The 21104-nt window shown below is 68.0% G+C and carries 22 protein-coding genes; 13 read left to right on the forward strand and 9 right to left on the reverse strand.

Annotation, left to right across the window (positions count from 1 at the left end; all coding sequences use genetic code 11):
• Positions 1-51: 51 nt before the first annotated feature.
• Positions 52-1155 carry a M50 family metallopeptidase gene (locus A3CU_RS0105255; protein WP_027941379.1) on the reverse strand — a complete coding sequence of 368 codons (1104 nt, stop codon included), beginning with the start codon at positions 1153-1155 and terminating at the stop codon, positions 52-54.
• Positions 1156-1531: 376 nt separating this feature from the next.
• On the opposite strand from A3CU_RS0105255, the gene A3CU_RS43540 reads away from it, so the two are divergent.
• On the forward strand, positions 1532-1804 hold the full coding sequence (locus tag A3CU_RS43540) for a PASTA domain-containing protein (RefSeq protein WP_052371470.1): 273 nt from the start codon (positions 1532-1534) through the stop codon (positions 1802-1804).
• A 163-nt stretch (positions 1805-1967) separates the two neighbouring features.
• On the opposite strand, the gene A3CU_RS0105265 is transcribed toward A3CU_RS43540, so the two are convergent.
• Together A3CU_RS0105265 and A3CU_RS0105270 are read right to left on the reverse strand one after the other, a co-directional pair.
• Entirely contained in the window at positions 1968-2249 is a 282-nt protein-coding gene (locus A3CU_RS0105265; RefSeq protein ID WP_027941381.1) for a DUF6295 family protein, read from the reverse strand.
• Positions 2250-2278: 29 nt separating this feature from the next.
• Positions 2279-3016: a dienelactone hydrolase family protein gene (locus A3CU_RS0105270; protein ID WP_027941382.1), complete on the reverse strand. Its 738-nt coding sequence runs from the start codon at positions 3014-3016 to the stop codon at positions 2279-2281.
• A 356-nt stretch (positions 3017-3372) separates the two neighbouring features.
• Here A3CU_RS0105270 and A3CU_RS0105280 point away from each other — a divergent pair, with 356 nt between their 5' ends.
• Positions 3373-3657 carry a DUF3040 domain-containing protein gene (locus tag A3CU_RS0105280; protein WP_027941383.1) on the forward strand — a complete coding sequence of 95 codons (285 nt, stop codon included), beginning with the start codon at positions 3373-3375 and terminating at the stop codon, positions 3655-3657.
• Here the strand turns inward: A3CU_RS0105280 and A3CU_RS43545 are convergent.
• Positions 3654-4148, reverse strand: coding sequence for a DUF6328 family protein (locus A3CU_RS43545; RefSeq protein WP_052371471.1), 495 nt, complete (start codon positions 4146-4148; stop codon positions 3654-3656). The two genes, A3CU_RS0105280 and A3CU_RS43545, sit on opposite strands and share 4 nt — an antisense overlap.
• A 74-nt stretch (positions 4149-4222) precedes the next feature.
• Here A3CU_RS43545 and A3CU_RS0105290 point away from each other — a divergent pair, with 74 nt between their 5' ends.
• From A3CU_RS0105290 to A3CU_RS43550, 4 genes are all read left to right on the forward strand, one after another.
• Positions 4223-5071, forward strand: a complete 849-nt coding sequence (locus tag A3CU_RS0105290; protein ID WP_027941384.1) for a fumarylacetoacetate hydrolase family protein — start codon at positions 4223-4225, stop codon at positions 5069-5071.
• Positions 5072-5258: 187 nt separating this feature from the next.
• Complete coding sequence (locus tag A3CU_RS0105295) at positions 5259-6269, forward strand: dienelactone hydrolase family protein (protein WP_027941385.1); 1011 nt, start codon at positions 5259-5261, stop codon at positions 6267-6269.
• Positions 6266-6691 (forward strand): GntR family transcriptional regulator, encoded by a 426-nt coding sequence (locus tag A3CU_RS0105300; protein WP_027941386.1) that lies wholly within the window; start codon positions 6266-6268, stop codon positions 6689-6691. The genes A3CU_RS0105295 and A3CU_RS0105300 overlap by 4 nt, the downstream gene beginning before the upstream one ends.
• Positions 6688-7767 (forward strand): DUF1648 domain-containing protein, encoded by a 1080-nt coding sequence (locus tag A3CU_RS43550; protein ID WP_052371472.1) that lies wholly within the window; start codon positions 6688-6690, stop codon positions 7765-7767. The genes A3CU_RS0105300 and A3CU_RS43550 overlap by 4 nt, the downstream gene beginning before the upstream one ends.
• On the opposite strand, the gene A3CU_RS0105310 is transcribed toward A3CU_RS43550, so the two are convergent.
• The 4 genes from A3CU_RS0105310 to A3CU_RS0105325 all read right to left on the reverse strand — a co-directional run bounded on the left by A3CU_RS0105310 (position 7756) and on the right by A3CU_RS0105325 (position 13048).
• Complete coding sequence (locus A3CU_RS0105310; RefSeq protein ID WP_027941387.1) at positions 7756-8940, reverse strand: CaiB/BaiF CoA transferase family protein; 1185 nt, start codon at positions 8938-8940, stop codon at positions 7756-7758. The genes A3CU_RS43550 and A3CU_RS0105310 overlap by 12 nt on opposite strands.
• Positions 8933-10651, reverse strand: coding sequence for an acyl-CoA dehydrogenase family protein (locus A3CU_RS0105315; protein ID WP_027941388.1), 1719 nt, complete (start codon positions 10649-10651; stop codon positions 8933-8935). The genes A3CU_RS0105310 and A3CU_RS0105315 overlap by 8 nt, the downstream gene beginning before the upstream one ends.
• A gap of 3 nt (positions 10652-10654) precedes the next feature.
• Positions 10655-12013, reverse strand: coding sequence for an MFS transporter (locus A3CU_RS0105320; protein WP_156960244.1), 1359 nt, complete (start codon positions 12011-12013; stop codon positions 10655-10657).
• Positions 12014-12148: 135 nt separating this feature from the next.
• A complete protein-coding gene (locus tag A3CU_RS0105325; RefSeq protein WP_027941390.1) occupies positions 12149-13048 on the reverse strand; it encodes a LysR family transcriptional regulator in 900 nt (299 codons plus the stop codon).
• 229 nt (positions 13049-13277) lie between these two features.
• On the opposite strand from A3CU_RS0105325, the gene A3CU_RS43555 reads away from it, so the two are divergent.
• Positions 13278-14702, forward strand: coding sequence for an MFS transporter (locus A3CU_RS43555; protein WP_043840648.1), 1425 nt, complete (start codon positions 13278-13280; stop codon positions 14700-14702).
• A 33-nt stretch (positions 14703-14735) separates the two neighbouring features.
• Here the strand turns inward: A3CU_RS43555 and A3CU_RS0105335 are convergent, their stop codons facing one another.
• Positions 14736-15263, reverse strand: a complete 528-nt coding sequence (locus A3CU_RS0105335; RefSeq protein WP_211246352.1) for an ester cyclase — start codon at positions 15261-15263, stop codon at positions 14736-14738.
• 217 nt (positions 15264-15480) lie between these two features.
• Between A3CU_RS0105335 and A3CU_RS43560 the strand changes: the two genes are divergently transcribed.
• From A3CU_RS43560 to A3CU_RS43565, 6 genes are all read left to right on the forward strand, one after another.
• Positions 15481-15858 carry a hypothetical protein gene (locus A3CU_RS43560; protein WP_052371473.1) on the forward strand — a complete coding sequence of 126 codons (378 nt, stop codon included), beginning with the start codon at positions 15481-15483 and terminating at the stop codon, positions 15856-15858.
• A 36-nt stretch (positions 15859-15894) separates the two neighbouring features.
• Positions 15895-17040 (forward strand): tRNA dihydrouridine synthase DusB, encoded by a 1146-nt coding sequence (gene dusB, locus A3CU_RS0105345; RefSeq protein WP_084143092.1) that lies wholly within the window; start codon positions 15895-15897, stop codon positions 17038-17040.
• 68 nt (positions 17041-17108) lie between these two features.
• A complete protein-coding gene (locus tag A3CU_RS0105350) occupies positions 17109-17369 on the forward strand; it encodes a hypothetical protein (RefSeq protein WP_027941393.1) in 261 nt (86 codons plus the stop codon).
• Positions 17370-17409: 40 nt separating this feature from the next.
• Complete coding sequence (glmS, locus tag A3CU_RS0105355) at positions 17410-19236, forward strand: glutamine--fructose-6-phosphate transaminase (isomerizing) (protein WP_027941394.1); 1827 nt, start codon at positions 17410-17412, stop codon at positions 19234-19236.
• 137 nt (positions 19237-19373) lie between these two features.
• A complete protein-coding gene (locus tag A3CU_RS0105360) occupies positions 19374-19613 on the forward strand; it encodes a hypothetical protein (RefSeq protein WP_027941395.1) in 240 nt (79 codons plus the stop codon).
• 349 nt (positions 19614-19962) lie between these two features.
• Positions 19963-21099, forward strand: a complete 1137-nt coding sequence (locus tag A3CU_RS43565; RefSeq protein ID WP_052371474.1) for an amidohydrolase family protein — start codon at positions 19963-19965, stop codon at positions 21097-21099.
• Positions 21100-21104 lie beyond the last annotated feature (5 nt).

A 21104-nucleotide genomic window follows, 5' to 3' on the forward strand; every position in this document is an offset into this window, starting at 1 on the left:
TACGGCGGCTCCAGCGACACCCACGGGAAGTCGTTGACAGTCGCTGCACGGTCAGGTGAGCCGGACCGGGTTCACCAGGTCCGCCGCGATCGTCAACAGCATCACGGCACCACCGACGAGGACGACGACCATGGTCGCGCCGAGGAGCTTCGTATAGTCCACCGGGCCGGCCGCCGCCTTGCCGAACAGGCGGCGAACACCGTTGCGCACCCGCTCGTACCAGATCACCGCGACATGCCCGCCGTCCAGCGGCAGCAACGGCAGCAGGTTGAGCACACCCATGAAGAAGTTGAAGCTGGCCAGCAGCAGGAAGAACAACGGCCACAACCCCTGCTGCACCGCCTCACCACCGATCCGGCTCATCCCGACCACACTCACCGGGGTGTTCGGATCGCGCTCGCCGCCGAAGATCGAATGGGCCACGGCGGGGATGCGCTGGGGGAGTTCGATCAGCCGCTGCCAGGTCTGGCCGAACATCTGGCCGGTGAAGCCCGCCACGCCACCGACCGCCGTGACAGCGTTGTATTCGTAGACGCCCGGGAACGTGACGCCGATTGCGCCGTCCCGCACGTCCACGTTCAGCGGGACCGGCTCCCCCTGCCGGAGCACCTCGACCGGGGTCGGCCCGTTCGACTGCCGCAGCGCGGCGATGACCTCGGGGTAGGTCGGGGTGTCCCGCCTGGCCACCGCGACGATCCGGTCCCCGGGCTGAACGCCCGCCGCCTGCGCGGGTGCGCCGCTGGTCACCGTCGCCACGTCCGGGGTCCCGGCGAGGTTCGGCAGGCCCATGGTGGTGGCCATCGCGTACAGCACGACCAACCCGAGGAGGAAGTGGGACACCGGCCCCGCCGCCATCACCACGGTGCGCTGCCACGCCTTGAACCGCCACATCGCGCGGGGCACCTCGTCGGGCTTGACCTCGTCCAGGGTGGTCATTCCGGCGATGTCGCAGAACCCGCCGAGCGGGAGCCATTTCAGCCCGTATTCGGTGCCGCCGCGGCGGAACGAGAACAATGTGGGCCCATATCCGATGAAATAGCGGCGAACCTTCATGCCGAAGGACTTCGCGGCCAGCAGATGCCCTGCCTCGTGGAGCGCCACGGACAGGCAGATGCACAGCACGAACAGCACGACCCCGAATGCGTAGGCGAGCATCGGCCAACTTTGTCATCCGTCGTGTACAGCGCGCGTTGTGCCGGCGGGCGTGCCGGAAACAATGCCTACTTTCGGAGTAACCCGCTCGGCGGGAAATGGAATTCGCCGTGCCGGAAACTACCGCGGCGGGTCCGGCTGCGGCGGGATCGGCGGCTCGGGCTCCGGCGGCGTAGGCGGCTGGGGCGGCGTCGGGGGCCGGGGTGGCTCCGGTGGCGACGGCTCGGGTCCGGGCCCGGGCAGGGGTGGTTCCCGATCGGGGCCGGGAAGCGGGGGTTCGGGGCCAGGTGGAACCGGGTGAACCATGGCGTACTCCCTTTCGTGCTTCGATCGGGACTTACCACCCGGCCAAGCAGGCCAAACCGCCTAAGCTTGACCTATGCGCCGACGCCGTCCGGTGACCGAGGTGCCCGATGTGGTGGGGCTGGGCTCCCAGGACGCATGCGAGATCCTCCGCGGAGCACGGCTGGTCCCGCGGGGCCCCGAGGGCGAGGACGAACCGGGGCCGGGTGTGGTCGTGGCCCAGGCCCCGGTCGCTTCGGCGGGCGCGGAAGAGGGCAGCGAGGTGGTCCTGTGGACCCAACTCGGCCCCGAAACGGCGGCGGATCTCCTGCCGCCGACGCCGGCCGAATCGGCGCTGGCCCCGGTCTGAGGGGCAGCGGCACGCGGCCCGCTTTGTCAAGCCCTCGGCGTCATGAGTGACCCGTTACCGTCGAAAAACGGGAGCAACTGGTCACTCGTGCAGGTCCAGACCGTTCACTTCAGTACCTACACCAACGCACGTTCAACTCTTCGACGGGCGCGAGTCGCGATGGTTACTTGCCCGCGTTGGCGGACGCCAGGCCCGGCGGCGCGGCCGCGAGGGCGCGATGGATGGCGTCCGCGAGCGCCAGCGCGGCCTCCTCGGTGAGCTCCACCGGGACCCGGGCCGACGGCCCCTCCTCGGGGTTCAGGAAGTCGATGTTGACCGTGTGCGCGTAGGGCGCGTGAACCGGGTGGTCGACATAGACCGTGGCGTGGGACAGCGAGAACCAGCCCTTCGACGCGGACTTCCCGCTGCCCTCGATCTCGATCTTCTCGGTCTGATAGGTGCACATGGGCTTTCCCCTCAGGAGGTACTGGACTCTTACAGATGCTGGCCGAAGAACTCGAAGATGCGCTGCCAGCCATCGACCGCCGCCGCCTGCCGGTAGGAAGGCCGGTCGACCGAGAAGAAGGCGTGCCCCGCGCCGTCGTAGGTGTGGAACTCGTGCTGCTTGCCGAGGCGGTCCAACTCGGCGGAGAGCTTGGCGGTCTCCTCCGGCGCGGGGTACTGGTCGTCCGCGCCGAACAGGCCCAGCAGCGGGCAGGAAAGTTGCGGCGCCAGGCCGAGCAGCGGTTTCATCGTCGTCGGCATTCCGGCGGGCGGATCGTTGACGACAAAGGCGCCGTAGCAGTCGACCGCCGCGTCGATCTTCAAGCTGCAGGCGGCGAGGAACGTCTGCCGGCCACCGGAGCAGTGCCCGATGACGCCGATCTTGCCGTTGGAGTTCTCCAGCGACTTCAGGTATCGCGCCGCGCCGTCCACGTCGCCGACGAGCCGCTCGTCCGGCACGCCCCCGGCCGCGCGCACGGTGGCCGCGGCGTCGTCGGGATCCGCGCCGGGCGCCTCACGTGAATACAGGTTGGGGCACAAGGCGTTGTACCCGTGCACCGCGAACCTGCGGACCATCTCCTTCGTGGCCGCGTCGTACCCCGGCATGTGGTGGATGACGACCACGCCACCCCGAGCCGCGGAGTCCAGCGGCCTGGCCAGGTATGCCTCGATCTGGTCCCCGTCGTGGCCGGCGATCGTGATCGTCTCGGCCTGCATCGCATCGCTCATGGGGCCAGCGTGCCACTAAGCGACGCGCTGATCACGGTCCGAGACAAGAGTGAATCCGGCTATGCGCCGAGCGGTCACTCCGCGTCGGGGGGCTCCTCGTCCGGACTCTCCTCGAGAAGCCGTTCGAGACCGAACTCCTCGGTCAGCGCGGCGAAGATCGGGGTGGTCTCCAAATCCTGCTGGGTCACGCTCATGTCGGTTCTGCCCCCTGAATAGTTCTCCGGCATGTTAACTCGCGGTAAGCATACCTACTCACGGTGAGCAATCGGGCGGCGGCGGAGAAACTTCACACAGATCGCGGCCATGACAAGCGGGCGCGTCCGGGACCATAATGAAGCGGTAGAGGCGGTGCGACGATGGCACTTCATGGCGAAGAGCAGCGGCGACTGTCCGAAATCGAACGGCAGCTCGCCGAGGAGAATCCGCGACTGGCCCAGCGGCTTGCCGAACTGCGGCCGATGCGGATTTCTGGCGTGGTCCTGGCCGTTCTCGGCGTGCTGTGCGCACCGCCGATCGGCTTGCTGGTGCTGACCGCGGCCGCCCAGACACACTCGCCGTTCCTCATGGTCCTCGGCACCGTACTGGCCGCAGTGGTGCCCACGGCGATCATCTGGCGCACCTGGCTACACCGGCTGCGTTAGCCCCGCTGTCGGCCACCACCCTGAACGGTCGCGTGGTGGCGCGAGATGCGCCGCGGGACGAGAAACCACAGGATGGCGAACATCACGCCGATCAGGCCGCCCACGACGCCCATCACCACCGTCCCGTAAACCACGTTCACGATCAGTGCCACGGTCACCGTGACCGCGGCGGCCAGGCAGGCCAGCCCGGCCAGCACGGCGCGGTTCGCGGACGCCACGATCTCCCAGCGGTGGCCGGTGCGGAACAGGATGCGGTGCCAGGCCGCGGGGGCCGTCAGCAGCACGGTCGACGACGCGGTCAGCACCACCGCGACCAGGTGGAGCGCCTTCTCGAGGCCACTGGCCTGACGAAACGGGACCGTGAAGACCACCGCCAGCAGGAACCCGAACAGGATCTGCACCCCGGCCTGCGCCACCCGGAGTTCGCTGAGCAACTCGCTGACGTTGCGTGCAAGCCGCTGTTTCGGCGTCTCCTCGTCCTCGGCCGGCATGACAACCACACTAGGCGCGGTTGAACCGGCCTACGCACGTCGATTCACGCATTTGAACATCTAGGGTACTGGCCATGGAACTGATTCGACTTGGTGAGCCGGGCCGGGAACGTCCCGCGGTGCGCCACGACGGCGCGACCTTCGACCTCGGCACGCTGACCGCCGACCTGACCGGCGACTTCCTCGCCGAGGGCGGCCTCGACCGGGTCTCCTCGGCGCTGGCCGCGGGCACCTTGTCCACAGTGGACGAGTCGGGGCAGCGGCTCGGGGCGCCGGTGGCGAAACCGAGCGCGGTGGTCTGCATCGGGCAGAACTATGCGGCACACGCGGCCGAGTCGGGTTCTCCGCCGCCCGAACGCCCGATCATCTTCTTCAAGCACCCCAACACCGTCGTGGGACCCAACGACGACGTGCTGATCCCGCCCGGTGCGACCAAGGTCGACTGGGAGGTCGAACTCGCCGTCGTAATCGGCCGGCCCGCGCGCTACCTCGAATCCCACGACCAGGCCTTGGCATGCGTCGCCGGGTACACCGTCAGCAACGACGTGTCGGAGCGGTCGCTGCAGCTGGAGCAGTCCGGCGGGCAGTGGTCGAAGGGCAAGTGCGCGGAGACGTTCAACCCGCTCGGGCCGGTGCTCGTGCCGGCCGCCGACGTCGACGACCCCCAGCGGCTCGGCCTGCGCTCGTGGGTCAACGGCGAGCCGCGCCAGAACTCCTCGACCGCGGACATGATCTTCTCGGTGGCCAAGCTGATCCACGACCTGTCCCAGTACATGGTGCTCGAACCCGGTGACGTGGTGAACACCGGCACCCCGGAGGGGGTCGCGCTCTCCGGCCGCTTCCCCTACCTCGAGCCGGGTGACGTGATGGAGCTCGAGATCGACGGGCTGGGACGCCAGCGTTCGGTGCTCAAGAGCGCCTGACCTTTCCCCGACCAGGCCACCTCCGCCGGCTCCCGGCGTGGGTGGCCTTTTCGTTCCCGGCATGAGTGAGGAGTTCGTACCGCTTTTCGACAGTAACGAGTCACTCATAACAGCTTGGGCTTGGCAGGCCGAGCTTGCCCTCTGGCTCTCTGTTCTATAAGTTGTAGAGCAGATGACTGGAGGGATCATGAAAGTACTGCTCGCGGCCTGCACCGCGGCGTGGATCGCCACGAGCGGCACCGCCACCGCCACGGCGCAGCCGCTCGTGCCGGCCGCCGACCGGGACGTGCGGTTCGTCGCCGACGGCACGATCACCTACGGCACCGTGCACGTGCCCGCCCACCGACCGGGCGCCCGGCTGCCCGCGGCCCTGCTGATCCCGGGCAGCGGGCCCACCGACCGGGACGGGAACGAGCCGGGCCTCGCCCCGGCCACGCTCCGGCTCATCGCGGAAACCCTCGGCGACGACGGCGTGATGACGCTGCGTTTCGACAAGTACGGCACCGGAAAGACCGGGCTCGGCCGCTACCAGGACGACCCGTCACGGCTCGACATGGAGTCCTTCACCCGCCAGGCCGGCGTCGCGTACGCCACGCTGCGCGCCCAGCCGGAAGCCGATTCGCGGGCGATGCTCATCGTCGGTCACAGCGAAGGCGGGTTGCAGGCATTACTCGTCGCGCGGCAGGGACACCCCGCCGCGATCGCGCTCCTCGCGCCCCAAGACCTGCGCCTGCTCGACCTGCTGAAACTGCAGATCTCCGAACAGATCGACGCCGCGTTGGCCGCGGGCGCGCTTACCGCCGCGGAGGCGGAAGCGAACAAGTCGGGCCTGACCCGGGTGATCGCGCAGTTCCGCGACGGGGCGCAGCCGGACTACACCGGCATGACGGCCGACCTCGTCACCTTCCTGCAGCAAGCCATCTTCAGCTCGGTCAACGCACGGTTCGTCCGCAGCGACGACGCGATCTATCCGCCGGACGTCGCCCGCACCGTCCATACCCGCGCGATGGTCACCTGCGGCACCGCGGACACGCAGGTTCCTTGCTGGACGACGGCTCCGTTGCTGGCCGCGCTGCCCACGCCGGAACCGCGCGTCCTGCCCGGCATAGACCACTTCCTGCACACCGCGGGCACCCCGGCCGGCGAGCAGGTCCTCGCGCCGGCCGTGCGACAGGCTTTGCGAGAGTTCTGGCCGTGATCATCGCCGTCGACCTCACCAGCGAGGTCCCGATCTACCAGCAGATCCGCGATCGAGTGGTGGAAGCGATCGCCCAGCGGCAGCTCGCCGAGGGTGACCCGCTTCCGTCCACCCGCCAGCTCGCCGTGGATCTGGGTATCAACTTCCACACCGTGAACAAGGCGTACGACCTGCTGCGCCGCGAAGGTCTGCTCCGGCTCAATCGCAAGAGCGGCGCGGTCGTGCAACGGGACGCGCGCTCGGGCGAGCCCGAGGCGGGGTTCGCCCAAGACTGGGAAACCCGGCTGAAAACCCTGTTGGCCGAGGCCGTGGCGCACGGTCTCGACCGGGACGCGGTGTTGGACCGCTGCCGCGCCACGCTCGACGTATTCGACGCCCCACCGAGCCGGCGCGAAAGAACTCCGGAGAAAGAGCACCCATGATCACTTACCTGCTGACCGGACCGCTGCTCCTGGTAGTCCTGGCCTGGCTCATGCCATCGCTGTCGAAACCGACGCTTCCCTTCGGGGTCCGCGTCCCGGCCCGGCATGCCGGCGACCCGGTGATCGTCGAACAGCGCCGCGCCTACCGGTGGTGGGTCGGCGGCGCCGGTGGGTCCCTGGTGGTCGCCGGGGGCGTACTCACCTTGCTGTTCAACAACCCTCTCGCCGGTGTGCTGGTGGTGATCGCCGTGTTCGCGGTGATCGTGCCCAGCTTCGCCCACGCCCGCAGCACCATCCGGGCGGTCAAGCAGCACGAACACTGGTACAGCGGGCTGCGCCAGACGGTCGCCGTGGACACGTCGCTACGCACCCGGCCCGAGCCGTTTCCGTGGCTGTGGGCGCTCCCCGCGATAGCACTGCTCGTCACCACAGTCGTGGTGGGCGTCGTGCGGTATCCGACGATGCCGGAGACCCTGGCCCTGCACTACAACGCTCTGGGACAGCCGGACCGCGTGGTAGCGAAGTCGATCACCAGCGCGTTCGGGCTGGTGATCGTGCAGGCCATCCTGACCGCGGGCATTCTCCTGCTGGCCTTCCTGTCGTCGAGGTTCCGGGCCGACCTCGATCCGGCCAACCCCGCCGCGAGCGCGCGGCAACACCGCGGGTTCGTGCGCGGCATGGCGAAGGCCACCCTCATCCTCGTCGCGTGCTTGAACCTGTCGCTGCTGTTCACCGCATGGCAGATCTGGAGTGCGGCGCACAGCTTCTCCGCGGCACCGGTGCTGGTACCCGTGCTGGTCGGGCTCGTCGTTGTCCTCGGTTTCGCCATCCGCACCGGCCAACAGGGCAGCCGGCTGCCCGTGACCGAAGATGAGCACACCGACGCCGTCGAGCGTGATGACGACCGGTACTGGCGTGGCCTCGGCCAGTTCTACGTCAACTCCGATGATCCGGCGATCTTCGTGCCTAAGCGGTTCGGTGTCGGCTGGACGATCAACATGGCAAACCCGCGCAGCATCGTGGTTTTCGTGGCGATCGTCGCCACCGCGGTCGCCGTGCCGTTACTACTGCGCTGATCTTGACGGCGGATTCAGCACCTCTTCGGTGTGCTCGCCGAGCAGCGGGGGTGCGGTACGCACGGGCGGGCGGTTTCCGTGGTAGTTCACCGGGAAAGCCACCTGCCGCAGCGGGCCGGCGACCGGATGGTCGACCGTCTGCACGATGTCCAGGGCCGCGGTCTGCGGATGCTCGTAAACCTCGGCGAGGTTCTGGATCGGCGCGACCGGCACCCCGCCTTCCTTCAACAGGGCACACCATTCGGCGACCGTCCGCGTGCGCAGGACCCGGTCGAGTTCGGTGTTGAGCTGGTCGCGATTCGCGACGCGGTCGCGGTTGTTGGCGAAGCGCGGGTCCGACGCGAGCTCGGGCAGGCCGATGAGCGTGCACAGCCGCGCAAACAAGGCGTTGTTGCCGACGGCGATGACGAAGTGACCGTCCGAAGCGGGGTATGCCTGGTAGGGAACCAGGTTGGGATGCCCGGACCCGAGCCGCGACGGGGTCTGGCCGGTGGCGAAGTATCCGGTCGCCCAGTTGATGTGCAGCGCCAGCTGGGTTTCGTACAGGGAGGTCGTGACGTACTGCCCCAACCCGGTGCGTGCGCGTTCCACCAGCGCGGACAGCACACCGATGGCCCCGAACAGCGCCGCTCCCAGATCGCCGGCCGCGATCCCGGCCTTCACCGGCGGACCGTCGGCCTCCCCGGTCAGCGACATCAGACCCGACATCGCCTGAGCGACCATGTCGTACCCGGGTTCGTCGCGGAGCGGACCGTGGTCGCCGAACGCGGAGATGTGCAGCACCACCAGCCGCGGATACCGCTCGGTCAGCCGGGTGTGTTCGAAGACCTGTTGCAGCCCGCTGCCCGGGCGGAAGTTCTCCACGACCACGTCGGCGTCGGCGATGAGCCGGTGCGCGGTCTCCTGGCCTTCCGGTGACTTGAGGTCGAGCGTCACCGAGCGTTTGCCGCGGTTGGCCGCCAGGTAGTAGGTGGCGTCCGGTCCCTGAAAGGGTGGCCCCCACTGGCGGGTCGGATCGCCGCCCTCGGGGTGCTCGACCTTGATGACGTCGGCGCCGAGGTCGGCCAGGGTCATCGAGACGTAGGGGCCGGCCAGGATCTTGGACAGGTCCACCACCTTGATCCCGGCGAGTGGCCGTCCGCTGCGGGGCGTGAAGTCGCCGAGGTCAGGCACGAGCGAGTCCTCTCGTCGCTTGTTCGGTGAGCGCCGCCATGGCGGCGTCCGCCGGCACCGGGCCGCCGTCGGCTAAGGCTTCGAGGTGGGCGAGCGCGGGCGAGCACGGATCCTCGGGGTCCTCGAGACGCCGCAGGTAGGTGTGCGCCACGAGCAGGGCGCGGTACCCGGCGCCCTGCCGGATCTGATGATCGGCCTGCTCCAGCAGCAGCGTCGCCATCAGCAGGTGGGCCAGCCTGCCGGCGTATCGGCCGATACCGGCCTCCTGATGCTCGGCAGGCGCCTGAAGCAGCCGATCACCGGTCTCCAGCGTTTCCTGCCACCAGGTAGCGATCTGTTCGGCCGCCTCACGAGTTTCCTTGCTGCACAAGGAACTCGCCCGTTGGCCGTAGGCTTCCGCGAGATGCCGGTGTGCCTCTTCCTTGCGCATGCAGCGAAGCACGTCCAGGGCGATCACGTTGGACGAGCCCTCCCAGATGGATCCGAGGTGGGCGTCGCGCAGCAGCCGCGCATTGACCCAGTCCTCGATATAGCCGTTGCCCCCGCGGATCTCCATCGCCTCGGCGGTGACGTGGCGGGCCCGCTTGCAGATCGTGTACTTCGCCAGTGGGGTCAGGACGCGGACCAGCGCATGGGCGCCGGTGTCGCCGTGGTCGGCGCGGTCGAGTTGCGCGGCGGACTCCAGGACCAACGCCAGCGCCGCCTCCGCGTCGAGCAGGAGCGGCAGCAGCGTGGCGCGCATGAGCGGCTGCTCGAACAACGGCTTGCCGAACACGATCCGCCCACGGGTGTGATCGACCGACTCGCGGACCGCGCGGCGCATCAGCGCGGCCGACCGCATCGCATTGGACAGACGCGAAACGTTGACCATCTCGAGCATCTGCGGGACCCCACGGGTGAGGTCGCCGACCGGCAGCGCGTAGGCGTCTTCGAGGGTCACCTCGCCGCTGGCAATCGACCGCGTGCCGAGCTTGTCCTTCAGCCGGTCGATGCGGATCGCGTTGCGGCTGCCGTCCGGGCGGAGCCGGGGAAGCAGGAACATGCCCAGCCCCCGGGTGCCCGTCCCCTGGCCGGGCACCTTCGCCAGCGTCAGTATGATGTCGGCGTCCACATTGGACGCGAACCATTTCCGGCCGCGCAGCGTCCAGCCCTCGCCGGCCTTCCTCGCCTCGGTCGCGGTCCGGCCGATGTCCGTGCCGCCGTCGATCTCGGTCATGAACATCGCGCCCGTGGCGCGTTCGTCCGGATCGGTGGCCGACAGCGACGCGATCTCGCCGGCATAGCGGTCACGATCGAAAAGGCGCAGCACGCGCGCGGCCGAGTCGGTCATCGAAAGTGGGCACGCGAGGCCGAACTCGGACTGCACGAACAGGTAGGACAGGGCGTACTTGACGACGTGCGGCGTGATGGTGGGCCAGCCGTTCACGCCGGATCGATGCGACATCGCGGCCAGGCCGAACCGGCCGAACGCGATCTGGCCCATCCGCCGGTAAGCGGGGTGGTACTCGATCTCGTCGATGCGCTCGCCCTCGGGGGAAAACTGGGTCAGCACCGGAGGATTGCGGTCGGCGGTGCGGGCGAGCCGGTCCAGCTCACCGGCCGCCACCTCGCCCATTTCGGCCAGCAGCGGCTCAACCCGGTCCCGGTCCTCTGTGGACAGTACCCGGTCGAGCATCGGGCGCAACGCCGGATCGCGATCTGCGAAGTTCACTTCCTACCTCTTCTCTTCCAGCGACCGGGAAACGGCGTCACCGACGGGGGATGCCGACCAGGAGCTGCGGCGGATGAGCGCCACCACGCAGACCAGCGAGATGACGACGTAGGCCAGTCCCAACGCGACCACCGACCAGATGGAGCCGGTGCTGGTCAACAGGAACTGCGACAGCAACGGGGCGGTTCCGGCGAACACCGTGGTGCACAACTGGTAGGCCAGAGAGGTCGCGGTGTAGCGCACCCGGGCGGGGAAGACCTCGGACAGGATTCCGGCGAGCGCGGCGTAGAACATGGCGTGCGGGAAGGTCGCGACCGCCATGCCGAGCATCGCCAGCGGGAACGAACCCGTCTTGATGAGCACGAACATCAGGGGCAGTAGCACGATCTCCGGCAGCAGCATCCACAGCACCGCCCGGGTGAGGTTGATCTTGCTCGCCAGCACCGCGCCGAAGGGCTGCACCACCACCTGGACCGCCAGGGCGACGGTGATGATGGTCAGGAAGGAGTCCTTGCCGAATCCGAGGTCCGTGGTGGCCCAGGACAGCGCGAACGTGGTCTTGACGTAGGTGATCGCCACTCCCGCGGCGACGGCGCCGACACCGAGCGCGACCAGCCCACTGTGATTGCGCAGGACATCGCGAATGGGAAGGCGACTGGTCTGCCGTTCTTCGAGCAACCGGGTCATCTCCGGGGTCTCGTCCATCCGCAGCCGGATGAACAACCCCACCACGACGAGCACCACGGAGACCAGGAACGGCACTCGCCAGCCCCAGGACGTGAACGCGGGCTCGGACAACTGGGCGATGGCCAGGAACGAGACCGTCGCCAGCAGGTTTCCCACCGGGGAACCCTGCTGCGCGAACGCGCCGTAGAGGATCTTTTTCCCGGGCGCGGCGTACTCCGTGGCGATCAGCACCGCACCACCCCACTCGCCGCCGACCGCGACGCCTTGGACCATGCGCAGGATGATCAACAGGATCGGCGCCGTGGGGCCGATCGCCGAATAGGTGGGCAGCAGCCCGATCCCCGCGGTCGCGACCCCCATCAGGGCCAGGGTCGTGATCAGTGCGCTCTTGCGGCCCAGCCGGTCGCCGATGTGCCCGAAGATCACCCCGCCCAGCGGGCGCGCGAGGAAACCGACCCAGAACGTCCCGAACGCGGCGAGGGTGCCCAGCGCCGGGGAGACGTCGGGAAAGAAGATCTTGCCGAACACCAGGGCCGACGCGGAGCCGTAGACGTAGAAGTCGAACCACTCGACGGTGGTGCCGACGAACGCCGTGATTCCGGCTTTCCTTGCCTCGCGCGGCATTTCGCCGCGGAGCGAGGTCTGTGCGGCGCCTGCGGGCGGGCTCACTGGCATCCCTGACTCCCTTGTCGCGGATGGACATGTCGTCCGCCGGGCCAGGGACATGGCCACTTAGGACGGCGGAACCAGCAGAACTTTGGCACACGCCACTGAGACCTGTCCAAGACAGATTATCGCGCTGATCGAGACCTAATCGGCATCAGTTGGGGTGGGGAGCGCGGTTTCCGCGACCCTGAGGACCGCGCGCAGGGCGCGCGAGGGGTTGTCCGAGCGCCAGGCGAGCGAGATGAGCAGTGCCGGGACTTCGCCGGCGATCGGGCGGAACACGACGTGATCGGTGTGGATCCGGCGAGAAGACTCGACCATGATCGCGACCCCCAGTTCGGCCCCGATCAGGGTCATCATCGTGTAGGCGTCGGGCGCCTCCTGGACGATCCGGGGTGAGACACCCGCCTTGAAGCACGCTTGCATCCCGGCCTCGCGTACGGCAGAACCACTGCCGGACGGAAACGAGACGAACGGTTCACCGGCAAGGTCGGGCAACGCCACGATCTCGCGCGCGGCAAGCGGATGCGTGTCGGGCAGCGCGACAAGGAGACGCTCACGGCGCACGACGCGCGCGGACACACCCTCCCGAGCCGGCATCGCCACGAACCCCAGATCAAGGACTCCCTCAGCCACGTTGTCCAGCGCCGTACCCGAATAAGTCTGTCCACGCAGGAGCAACTCGATACCGGGCAGGGAGGACGTGACGGCCCTGGTCAACGTCGGCAAAGCATCAGAGCCCGCGGCGCCCGCGAAGCCGACACTGACGCGGCCTACCTCACCCTTGCTCGCCGCGAGTGCGGCACGCCGGGCTCGGTCGGCCTCCGCGAGGGTCTTCCTGGCCGGCTCGAGGAACGCCTCCCCTTCCGGCGTCAAGCGGACGATCCGCGTGTTCCGTTCGAACAGTGCGACGCCGAGATCGCGCTCCAGCAACCGGACTTGGCGGCTCAGCGGTGACTGTGCCATGTGCAGCCGCACGGCAGCCCGGCCGAAGTGAAGCTCCTCGGCCACCGCGACGAACGCCGCGAGATGCCTCAGTTCCATCCACGCCTCCCACCGCCCAACGTACGACTCAACCGATCAGGTCGAATGCGCAGGCCACGCCCGAGGCGCCGGCGAGTTTGGCTTCGCACGTGATCAGCGGACCACGAAGCCGCCCAGCGAGCGCAACGCTTGAAAATGTGACTCAAATCATGTCCGTTTTGTCCGATTACCGGGGGTCCCCGCCCCGGCATTATGCGAGCGCAGATCACTCAGCAGCGAGGAGAAGCGTGTGGACAACGGTCGAAGTGCCGGCTCGTGGCGGGAACTTGGGGCTCAGCTGAGCACCGCGGTCGTGTTGGCCGGCGGTGTACTCGTCGGCGCGGTCAACATCTACGTGGCTGCGAGCCTGTTGCCGACGGCGGTCCGCGATATCGGCGGTGAGCTGCTGTACGCGTGGAACATGACGGCCTTCCTGGTCGCCCAGGTGGTCGCGACGATGTTCGTGAGCCGGATGCTTTCCCGGTACGGCAATGTCGGCTCCTATCTGATCGGGTTCGGCGTCTTCGCCGCCGGTTCGGCGGTCTGTGCGGTGAGCCCGGCGATGTCGGTGCTCCTGGTCGGCCGTGGCATCCAGGGGCTGGGCGCCGGTCTGCTGACCGGTCTCGGGTTTGCCGTGATCCATTCCGCGCTGCCACCCCACCTGTGGGCGCGCGGGAGCGCCTTGATCTCCGCGATGTTCGGGGTCGGTAACTTCGTGGGCCCGGCTCTTGGTGGTTTGTTCGCGCAGTTCGGGTCGTGGCGGCCGGCCTTCGTCGTGCTGGCCGCTGCCGCGGTCGTAATGGCAGCGTTCGTGCCCCGGGCACTGCCACCAAGCGAACGAGGCGAGCGAGCGATCCCGGTGCCGACCATTTCGTTGGCGTTGGTCGTCGGGGCCGTGGGCGCGGTGAGCGTCGCCGGGATTGTCTCGAACGCGGCCGCGATTGCCGCGCTCATCGCGCTGGGCCTCGCCTTGGTGATCACGTTCCTGGTGACGGAGAAGCGGGCGAAGGTACGGGTCCTGCCGCCGTCGACGTACCGGTCCAGCTCGGCATTGCGGTGGGTCTACCTGACCATCATGTTCCTCGCGGCCGGTGTCGCAGTGGAGACGTTCCTGCCGTTGTTCAGCCAACACCTGGGTGGGCTGCCTCCCGTGGCGGCGGGATTCTTCGGCGCGGCATTGTCACTGGGCTGGTCGGCAAGCCAGATCGTCAGCTCCTCCGCGCGCCGTGAGCGAACCATCCGGCTACTCCGTATCGCCGGCCCCGCTGTGCTCGCCGCTGGGTTCGCCGTGCTCGCTGTGTTGCAACACCAGAACCCATCGCCGCTTGTCGTCACCGCTTGGCTGCCCGTGCTTCTTGTCGGTGGCGCGGGAATCGGCATCGCCATGCCACACCTGTCGGTCGCCGCCATGTCCAGCACCACCAACCCCGAAGAGGGGCAGCAAGCCGCCGCCGCGATCGCGACCGTACTGACGATGGCCACCGCCTTCGGTGCAGCCGTCGCCGGTCTTCTGGTCAACCTGGGCGCACCGTCGATGGTCACCTCCGTGCGCTACCTGTTGATCGGGTTCGCCATCATCTCCGCCTTCGGCATCTTCACCGCACGGCTGACCAGCCACCGCACGCGACGCCCGGAGGTGTCCGGCGCCGAGCCCGCCGCGACCGATCGCCCGTGACCGACTCCGCCGAGCACACGGCGCCGGCAAAGGTCACTCCGAGAGCTGCTTCTGCAGACCTGCGAGATCACCGAGAACCCACAGGTCGGCGACCAGTCCGTCGCGAAAGCTGAAGAACGCGGCGCCCGCCCAAGCCACCCGTCGCCCGGTCGCCGGCATCCCGAGCAGGCTCGCCCGGTGCACGCCAGAGAACATCATCTTGGCCACCACCTGGTCGCCCTCGGCCACCAGACGCTCGATGTCGCAACGGTAGTCAGCGAGCGCGCCGGTCACCTCGTGGACATAGGCGGAAAACTCGGCGTGGCCGGTGCGCACCGAACCAAGCGAGCCGCGAAAGGTCACCGCCGCATCCAGGACCTCCGGGATCGCGGCGGTGTCCACCTGGTTCCAGATCTCGGCGTAAAACCGGCGCACTTGCCGCTTGTGCCATTCCAACTCATCCATCCGTTCAGCCAACCATGAGCGGCGCCCGATTCCAGGTTTTCGGGGGCGCGGCCCAACGGTGAACAACGTGAGTTGGCCGTCCTCTGGACCATAGAGCACCAACGAGTCGCCGATCACATCAGTGCAACTCCAACTGCTCGAAGTCAACACGCGGACAGCTTCACTCATTCGAAGCAACTGTCTAGCCCGCCATTGACGGTTGCGTCTAGCCACCACTAGACATATGTGAAGAGACGTGAGGTTATCAAGAAGATCGCAGTCGCAGCCAGGAAGCAAGGGGTGAAGTGGACATAGGCCCGAGAGAGGCCGTTCTGGGGAATGGATGGTGGAAGAAATGAAGACCTACCACGCTGACGTCACCCGTGACGGAAAGTTCTGGCTCATCCGAGTCCGAGAGATCGACCGATCCACCCAAGCCCTCCGCTACAAGGACGTCGCAGCAATGGCGAGCGACCTCATCGAGATCATGGAAGACCTGCACAACGACGAGTACGATCTTCACCTCAACGTGCATCTGCCACCTTCGGTGAAGGATCACCAGGCTCGCGCCGAAGTCCTCCGCGCGGAAGCCCAACGTAAGCAGGCAGAAGCGGCGGCCGAAAATCGCGCGGCGGTACAAGAGTTGCTTGCACTGGGGCTCTCCCAGCGCGAAGCGGGCGACGTACTCGGCGTGTCGTTCCAACGCGTCAGCCAGTTGGCGAAGTCGTCCTGAACACCCTGTCGGCGGTGACGGACATCACCGGCGACAATGGAGGGCGTGACCGCGACCCTGAGCAAGCCCGCACTGAAGATCGGCCCCTACGAGGTCGACCCTCCCGTGGTGCTGGCACCGATGGCGGGCATCACGAACGTCGCGTTTCGCCGGCTCTGCCGGGAGTACGGCGCGGGACTCTACGTGTGCGAGATGATCACCGCACGGGCCGTCGTCGAACGACACCCGGGCACGATGCACATGATGTCCTTCGACAAGGGCGAATACCCGCGCTCGATGCAGCTCTACGGCGTCGACCCGAAGACCATGGCGGAAGCCGTCAAGATCATTGTCGGGGAGGGCCTCGCCGACCACATCGACTCCAACTTCGGCTGCCCGGTGGCGAAGGTGACCCGCAAGGGCGGTGGGGCCGCGCTACCGTTCAAACGGAAGCTCTTCGGCGACATCGTCAAGGCGTCCGTGCGGGCCGCGGAATCCGCCGGGATTCCGTTCACGGTCAAGTTCCGCATCGGCATCGACGACGACCACCACACCTACCTCGACGCCGGCCGCATCGCCGAAGCCGAGGGAGCGGCGGCGGTGTCCCTGCATGCGCGCACCGCGGCCCAGCGCTACTCCGGCCAGGCGGACTGGAGCGCGATCGCGCGGCTCAAGGAGGCCGTGCGGACCATCCCGGTGCTGGGCAACGGCGACATCTTCACCGCCGACGACGCGCTGCGGATGGTGGCTGAGACCGGTTGTGACGGCGTGGTCGTCGGGCGTGGCTGCCTCGGCAGGCCGTGGCTGTTCGGCGAACTGGAGGCCGCGTTCGCCGGCCGCGAGATCCCGGCCGGCCCGTCACTGGGCGAGGTCGCCCGCGTCCTGCGGCGTCACGCCGAACTGCTGGTCGAGCACGACGGCCCGGACAAGGCCATGCGCGACCTGCGCAAGCACATGGCCTGGTACTTCATGGGTTTCCCGGTCGGCTCGGAACTCCGCCGCCGGTTCGCCATGATCTCTTCGCTGGACGAACTCGACGAACTCATCACCCAGCTCGACCACGATGCCCCGTTCCCCACGGCCGGCACGGGCCCGCGTGGACGCCAGGGCTCGCCCGGCAAGGTCACCCTGCCGCACGGCTGGCTCGACGACCCCGACGACGACCTCGTCCCCGAAGCCGAAGACATGCACTCCGGCGGTTAGCCCGGCGTTCCTGCCCGGAATCGGGCAGAAATCTTGCAGTGAGCCGACCGGCAGGTACCGTCGAACACATGCCGCCCGCCGATCTGGTCCGCCGCGTCGCCGAGTCCACCGGGCTCCCCGTGCCGGTCGCGGAGCGAGTGATCGCCGACGTGGTGGCCTACTTCCGTGAAACGACCGAGCAGTTCGTCCGGCGGCGTCACGGTGAGCTGCAGCGGCGCGGCCGCAAGAACGCCGAGATCTGGGAAATCCTCGCGGACGAGCTGTCCAAGCGACCGGTGTACGCGGGTGAGCTGTCCGAACGCCAGTTACGGCGAATCGTCTACGGCTGAGTAGTTGGATGGCCGCGACCGCCGGAGAACAGGAGTGCACATGTGCGGAATCGTCGGATACATCGGCAGGCGGCGCGCCACCCCGATCCTGCTGGAAGGCCTGCGACGGCTCGAATACCGCGGCTATGACTCCGCCGGTGTGGCGGTCGCGCACCGCGGCCGGCTCAAGGTCACGAAGGCTGCGGTACGCATCGACGAGTTGCGCGAACTGCTGGAGGAGGACCAGCCGGGCCAGGTCGGCATCGCACACACCCGGTGGGCGACGCACGGAGAGCCGACCGACGCCAACGCGCATCCGCACCTGGACGAGGCCAAGCGGATCGCCGTGGTGCACAACGGCATCATCGAAAACGCAGAACGCCTGCGTGACAGGCTCGCCGAGGACGGCGTGAAGCTGGCGTCGGACACCGACACCGAAGCCCTCGCCCACCTCATCGCCGCCGAACTCACCAATGGCGCCGAGTCCCTCGAAGACGCCGTCCGCACCACGCTTCGCGGCGTGAACGGCGCATACGGGCTGGTCGTGCTCGACGTCCAGGATCCGGGCCAGCTCGTGGTCGCACGGAACGGCAGCCCGATCGTGCTCGGCATCGGCGACGGCGAGATGTTCGTCGCCTCGGACGTGGCCGCGCTGGTCCGGCACACCCAACGCGTGGTGTATCTCGATGACGGCGAGCTGGCCACGCTGTCGGCCGACGACTTCAGCACCAGCACCCTGCAAGCCCACCGAACAGCGAAGACGCCGACCACGGTCGATGTCGACGACGCCGATTACGAGCTGTCCGGCTACGCGAGCTTCATGCACAAGGAAATCTCCGAGCAGCCGGAGGCACTCCGCCGGGCCCTGCTCGGCCGGCTGGACGAGCGGTTCGCCACGGCCCGGCTCGGCGGTATCAATCTCGACGCCCGCGCGCTGCGCTCGATCCGCCGGGTGAAGTTCCTCGGCTGCGGGTCGGCCTACTACGCGGGCCAGCTCGGCGCGAACCTGGTCGAGGAGTGGGCCAGGCTGCCCGCCGACGCCGAGCCCGCCTCGGAGTTCCGCTACCGCAACCCGGTCGTCGAAGAAGACACGCTCTACGTCGCGGTCAGCCAGTCCGGGGAAACCGCGGACACCCTGGCCGCCGTCCAGGAGTTGCGGCGCAAGGGCGGCCGGGTGATCGGCGCGGTGAACGTGGTCGGCAGCGCGATCGGCCGGGAGTGCGGCAGCGGCGTGTTCCTGCACGCGGGGCCGGAGGTTTCGGTCGCCTCGACCAAGGCGTACACGAACATGGGTGCCTGCTTCGCGATGCTGGCGCTGCTGCTGGGCCGGGTTCGCGACCTTTCGGTGTCGGACGGCGCGCGGATCGTCGCCGCGCTTTCCGAACTACCCGACAAGATCGCCGAGGTGCTCGAGGCGGAGGACGCGATCGCCGAAGTCGCGGAAAAGCACAGCACTGCCGAGCGAATGTTCTACATCGGGCGGGTACGCACCTGGCCGACGGCTCGGGAAGGCGCGCAGAAGCTCAAGGAAATCTCGTACGTCCATGCTGAGGCGTATCAGGCGGCCGAACTGAAGCACGGTCCCCTCGCGTTGATCGACGCCACCATGCCTTCCGTCGTGCTCATCCCGGACGACGAGTTGCTGACCAAGAACCTCGCGACCATCGAGCAGATCAAGGCGCGCGGCGGTCCGGTGATCGCGGTGACCAATGCCGAACTGCCGAACGGGCTGGCGGACTCGGTGATCCGGGTGCCGCGCAGTGAACCGGAGCTCGACCCGATCCTGTTCACCGTCCCGCTGCAGATCTTCGCCTACCACCTTGCCCGCCAACTCGGGCGGGATATTGACAAACCGCGCAATCTTGCCAAGAGTGTCACGGTCGAGTAGCGGCGATTAATCGAAAACAAAACACTTTCGGCCGAATTTTTGTGCTATCGGTCGCGAGTCCGGCACATTCCGGCGGACAGTCGCTAAGCTTGCGCTCCCGGTCGACCGACCGAGTAACGCATGGAGGATGGGGGGTCATGGCCTTCAACGCGATGTGGAAGCCCGGACCAGAAGCCGTCGCCGGCATGCACCTACACGACACGACAAGCCAGCCGGCATTGGTGATCTATCTCGACCCGGACAGCCTTGCCATCATGCCGCCACGCGATCAGGACGACTGGCCTGATTTCATTCGGCTCATGCACGAACTGCGCGACGGCGCGATCGATGTGGCGGACCACCTGAGCCGGGCAATCGGCGGCAGCCACGATCATTAGTACCCGGATTAACCGGGTACGGATCGTCAATTTCCGTACGTAAGTCCCGCTTGCGCGAGTCCCACGTTCCCGTCACGCGAGTCCCACGTTCCGGTAGCGTGAGTTCCACGTTCCGGGCTCCTGGAAGGTAGGACACGCGCGACGGGAGCGTGGGACACACACGACGGGAATGTGGGACACGCGCGACAGGACTGTGGGACACGCGCGACAGGACTGTGGGACACGCGCGACAGGACTGTGGGACACGCGCGACAGGACTGTGGGACACGCGCGACGGGAGTGTGGGACTCGCGGCAGCGGCGGCCTTTCCGCCACAGCACCGTCCGATGCGGACAGACGGGGAGCGGGAGTGACGGCGATCGTCCTGACGGGAGCATCGGTCCTGGATCCCGACACGGGTTCGACCGAGCGCGCCGACGTCCTTCTCCGTGATGGCCGGATAGCCGCGGTCGGGAGCGGCATCGACGGCGATGAACGTGTGGAGTGCGGTGGCGGCGTGCTCGTGCCCGGTCTCATCGACTGCCATGTGCACGTCGCGTTCCCTCGTCCCGAACCGCTTCCCCGAAGCGCGCGGATTCTCGAAGCGGTGCCGGTACTGCAGCGCTTGCTGTCCCACGGGATCACCACCGTTCGTGATGCCTGGGGCGCCGATGCCGGGTTCACGCATGCCTTGCGGCAGCAGTGGATCACCGGCCCGGACCTGTTGATCAGCCTCCGCCAGCTGTCCCCCACGGGCGGGCTGGGCGACGCGTGGGAACCGGACACCGGGGCCACGGACCGGCTTGGTGATCCGGCACTGCCGGATCCGGTGTTCGACAGTCCGGACGCGGCCAGAGCGGCGGTGCGGCGGATGGTGCGGGCCGGCGTGGACTGGATCAAGATCGGCGCGGGCGGTGCGTTGCGTTCGGTGCGCGAGGGACGCGAAATCTGCGCCACCGACGAGGAACTCCGTGCAGTCGTCGACGAAGCCGGGCGGTGCGATCGCGACGTCTTGGCCCACGCTCACAGCCCACTTGCCGCCATCACGGCCAGCAGAGCCGGAGTGCGCAGCATCGAGCACGGGGTCTTCCTGAACGAAGACGCAGTGGCCGCGATGAAGGAACACGGTTGCTGGTACGTGCCGACCCTGGCCCCGATTGCCGGCCTCGGTGACGAATCGGCAATCGCCGCGCACCATCGCTCCCTGGCGCTGGCGATCGACGCGGGCATTCCGGTCGCCGCCGGATCCGACCTGGCCGTTCGGCCCCACGTCGATCTGCTCTCGGAGATTCGCTTGCTGGCAACGGCTGGGCTTGGTGACGCCGGAGCGTGGAAAGCGGCGACCAGTGAAGCCGCACGTCTGTTGCGCCTCGACCACGATCGCGGTCGAATCGAACCCGGGCTACGGGCAGACCTGGCGTTGCTCGATGGCCCCGGGCTGAGCGTTGAAGACCTCCCCAGCCGGATCAGAGCGGTCTGGCACGACGGGCGACAGGTCAGGGGATGACCGTC

The organism is Amycolatopsis taiwanensis DSM 45107, from assembly GCF_000519205.1.
Classification (GTDB): Bacteria; Actinomycetota; Actinomycetes; order Mycobacteriales; family Pseudonocardiaceae; genus Amycolatopsis_E; species Amycolatopsis_E taiwanensis.

Coding starts and splice junctions, on each gene's coding strand:
- A3CU_RS0105265 (WP_027941381.1), bottom strand. CDS start 2,249: ATGTGCACCTATCAGACCGAGAAGATCGAGATCGAGGGCAGCGGGAAG.
- A3CU_RS0105360 (WP_027941395.1), top strand. CDS start 19,374: ATGGCCTTCAACGCGATGTGGAAGCCCGGACCAGAAGCCGTCGCCGGC.
- A3CU_RS43560 (WP_052371473.1), top strand. CDS start 15,481: ATGAAGACCTACCACGCTGACGTCACCCGTGACGGAAAGTTCTGGCTC.
- dusB (WP_084143092.1), top strand. CDS start 15,895: ATGGAGGGCGTGACCGCGACCCTGAGCAAGCCCGCACTGAAGATCGGC.
- A3CU_RS43550 (WP_052371472.1), top strand. CDS start 6,688: ATGATCACTTACCTGCTGACCGGACCGCTGCTCCTGGTAGTCCTGGCC.
- A3CU_RS0105255 (WP_027941379.1), bottom strand. CDS start 1,155: ATGCTCGCCTACGCATTCGGGGTCGTGCTGTTCGTGCTGTGCATCTGC.
- A3CU_RS43540 (WP_052371470.1), top strand. CDS start 1,532: ATGCGCCGACGCCGTCCGGTGACCGAGGTGCCCGATGTGGTGGGGCTG.
- A3CU_RS0105270 (WP_027941382.1), bottom strand. CDS start 3,016: ATGAGCGATGCGATGCAGGCCGAGACGATCACGATCGCCGGCCACGAC.
- A3CU_RS0105280 (WP_027941383.1), top strand. CDS start 3,373: ATGGCACTTCATGGCGAAGAGCAGCGGCGACTGTCCGAAATCGAACGG.
- A3CU_RS0105320 (WP_156960244.1), bottom strand. CDS start 12,013: ATGCCAGTGAGCCCGCCCGCAGGCGCCGCACAGACCTCGCTCCGCGGC.
- A3CU_RS0105325 (WP_027941390.1), bottom strand. CDS start 13,048: ATGGAACTGAGGCATCTCGCGGCGTTCGTCGCGGTGGCCGAGGAGCTT.
- glmS (WP_027941394.1), top strand. CDS start 17,410: ATGTGCGGAATCGTCGGATACATCGGCAGGCGGCGCGCCACCCCGATC.
- A3CU_RS43545 (WP_052371471.1), bottom strand. CDS start 4,148: ATGCCGGCCGAGGACGAGGAGACGCCGAAACAGCGGCTTGCACGCAAC.
- A3CU_RS0105350 (WP_027941393.1), top strand. CDS start 17,109: ATGCCGCCCGCCGATCTGGTCCGCCGCGTCGCCGAGTCCACCGGGCTC.
- A3CU_RS0105295 (WP_027941385.1), top strand. CDS start 5,259: ATGAAAGTACTGCTCGCGGCCTGCACCGCGGCGTGGATCGCCACGAGC.
- A3CU_RS0105290 (WP_027941384.1), top strand. CDS start 4,223: ATGGAACTGATTCGACTTGGTGAGCCGGGCCGGGAACGTCCCGCGGTG.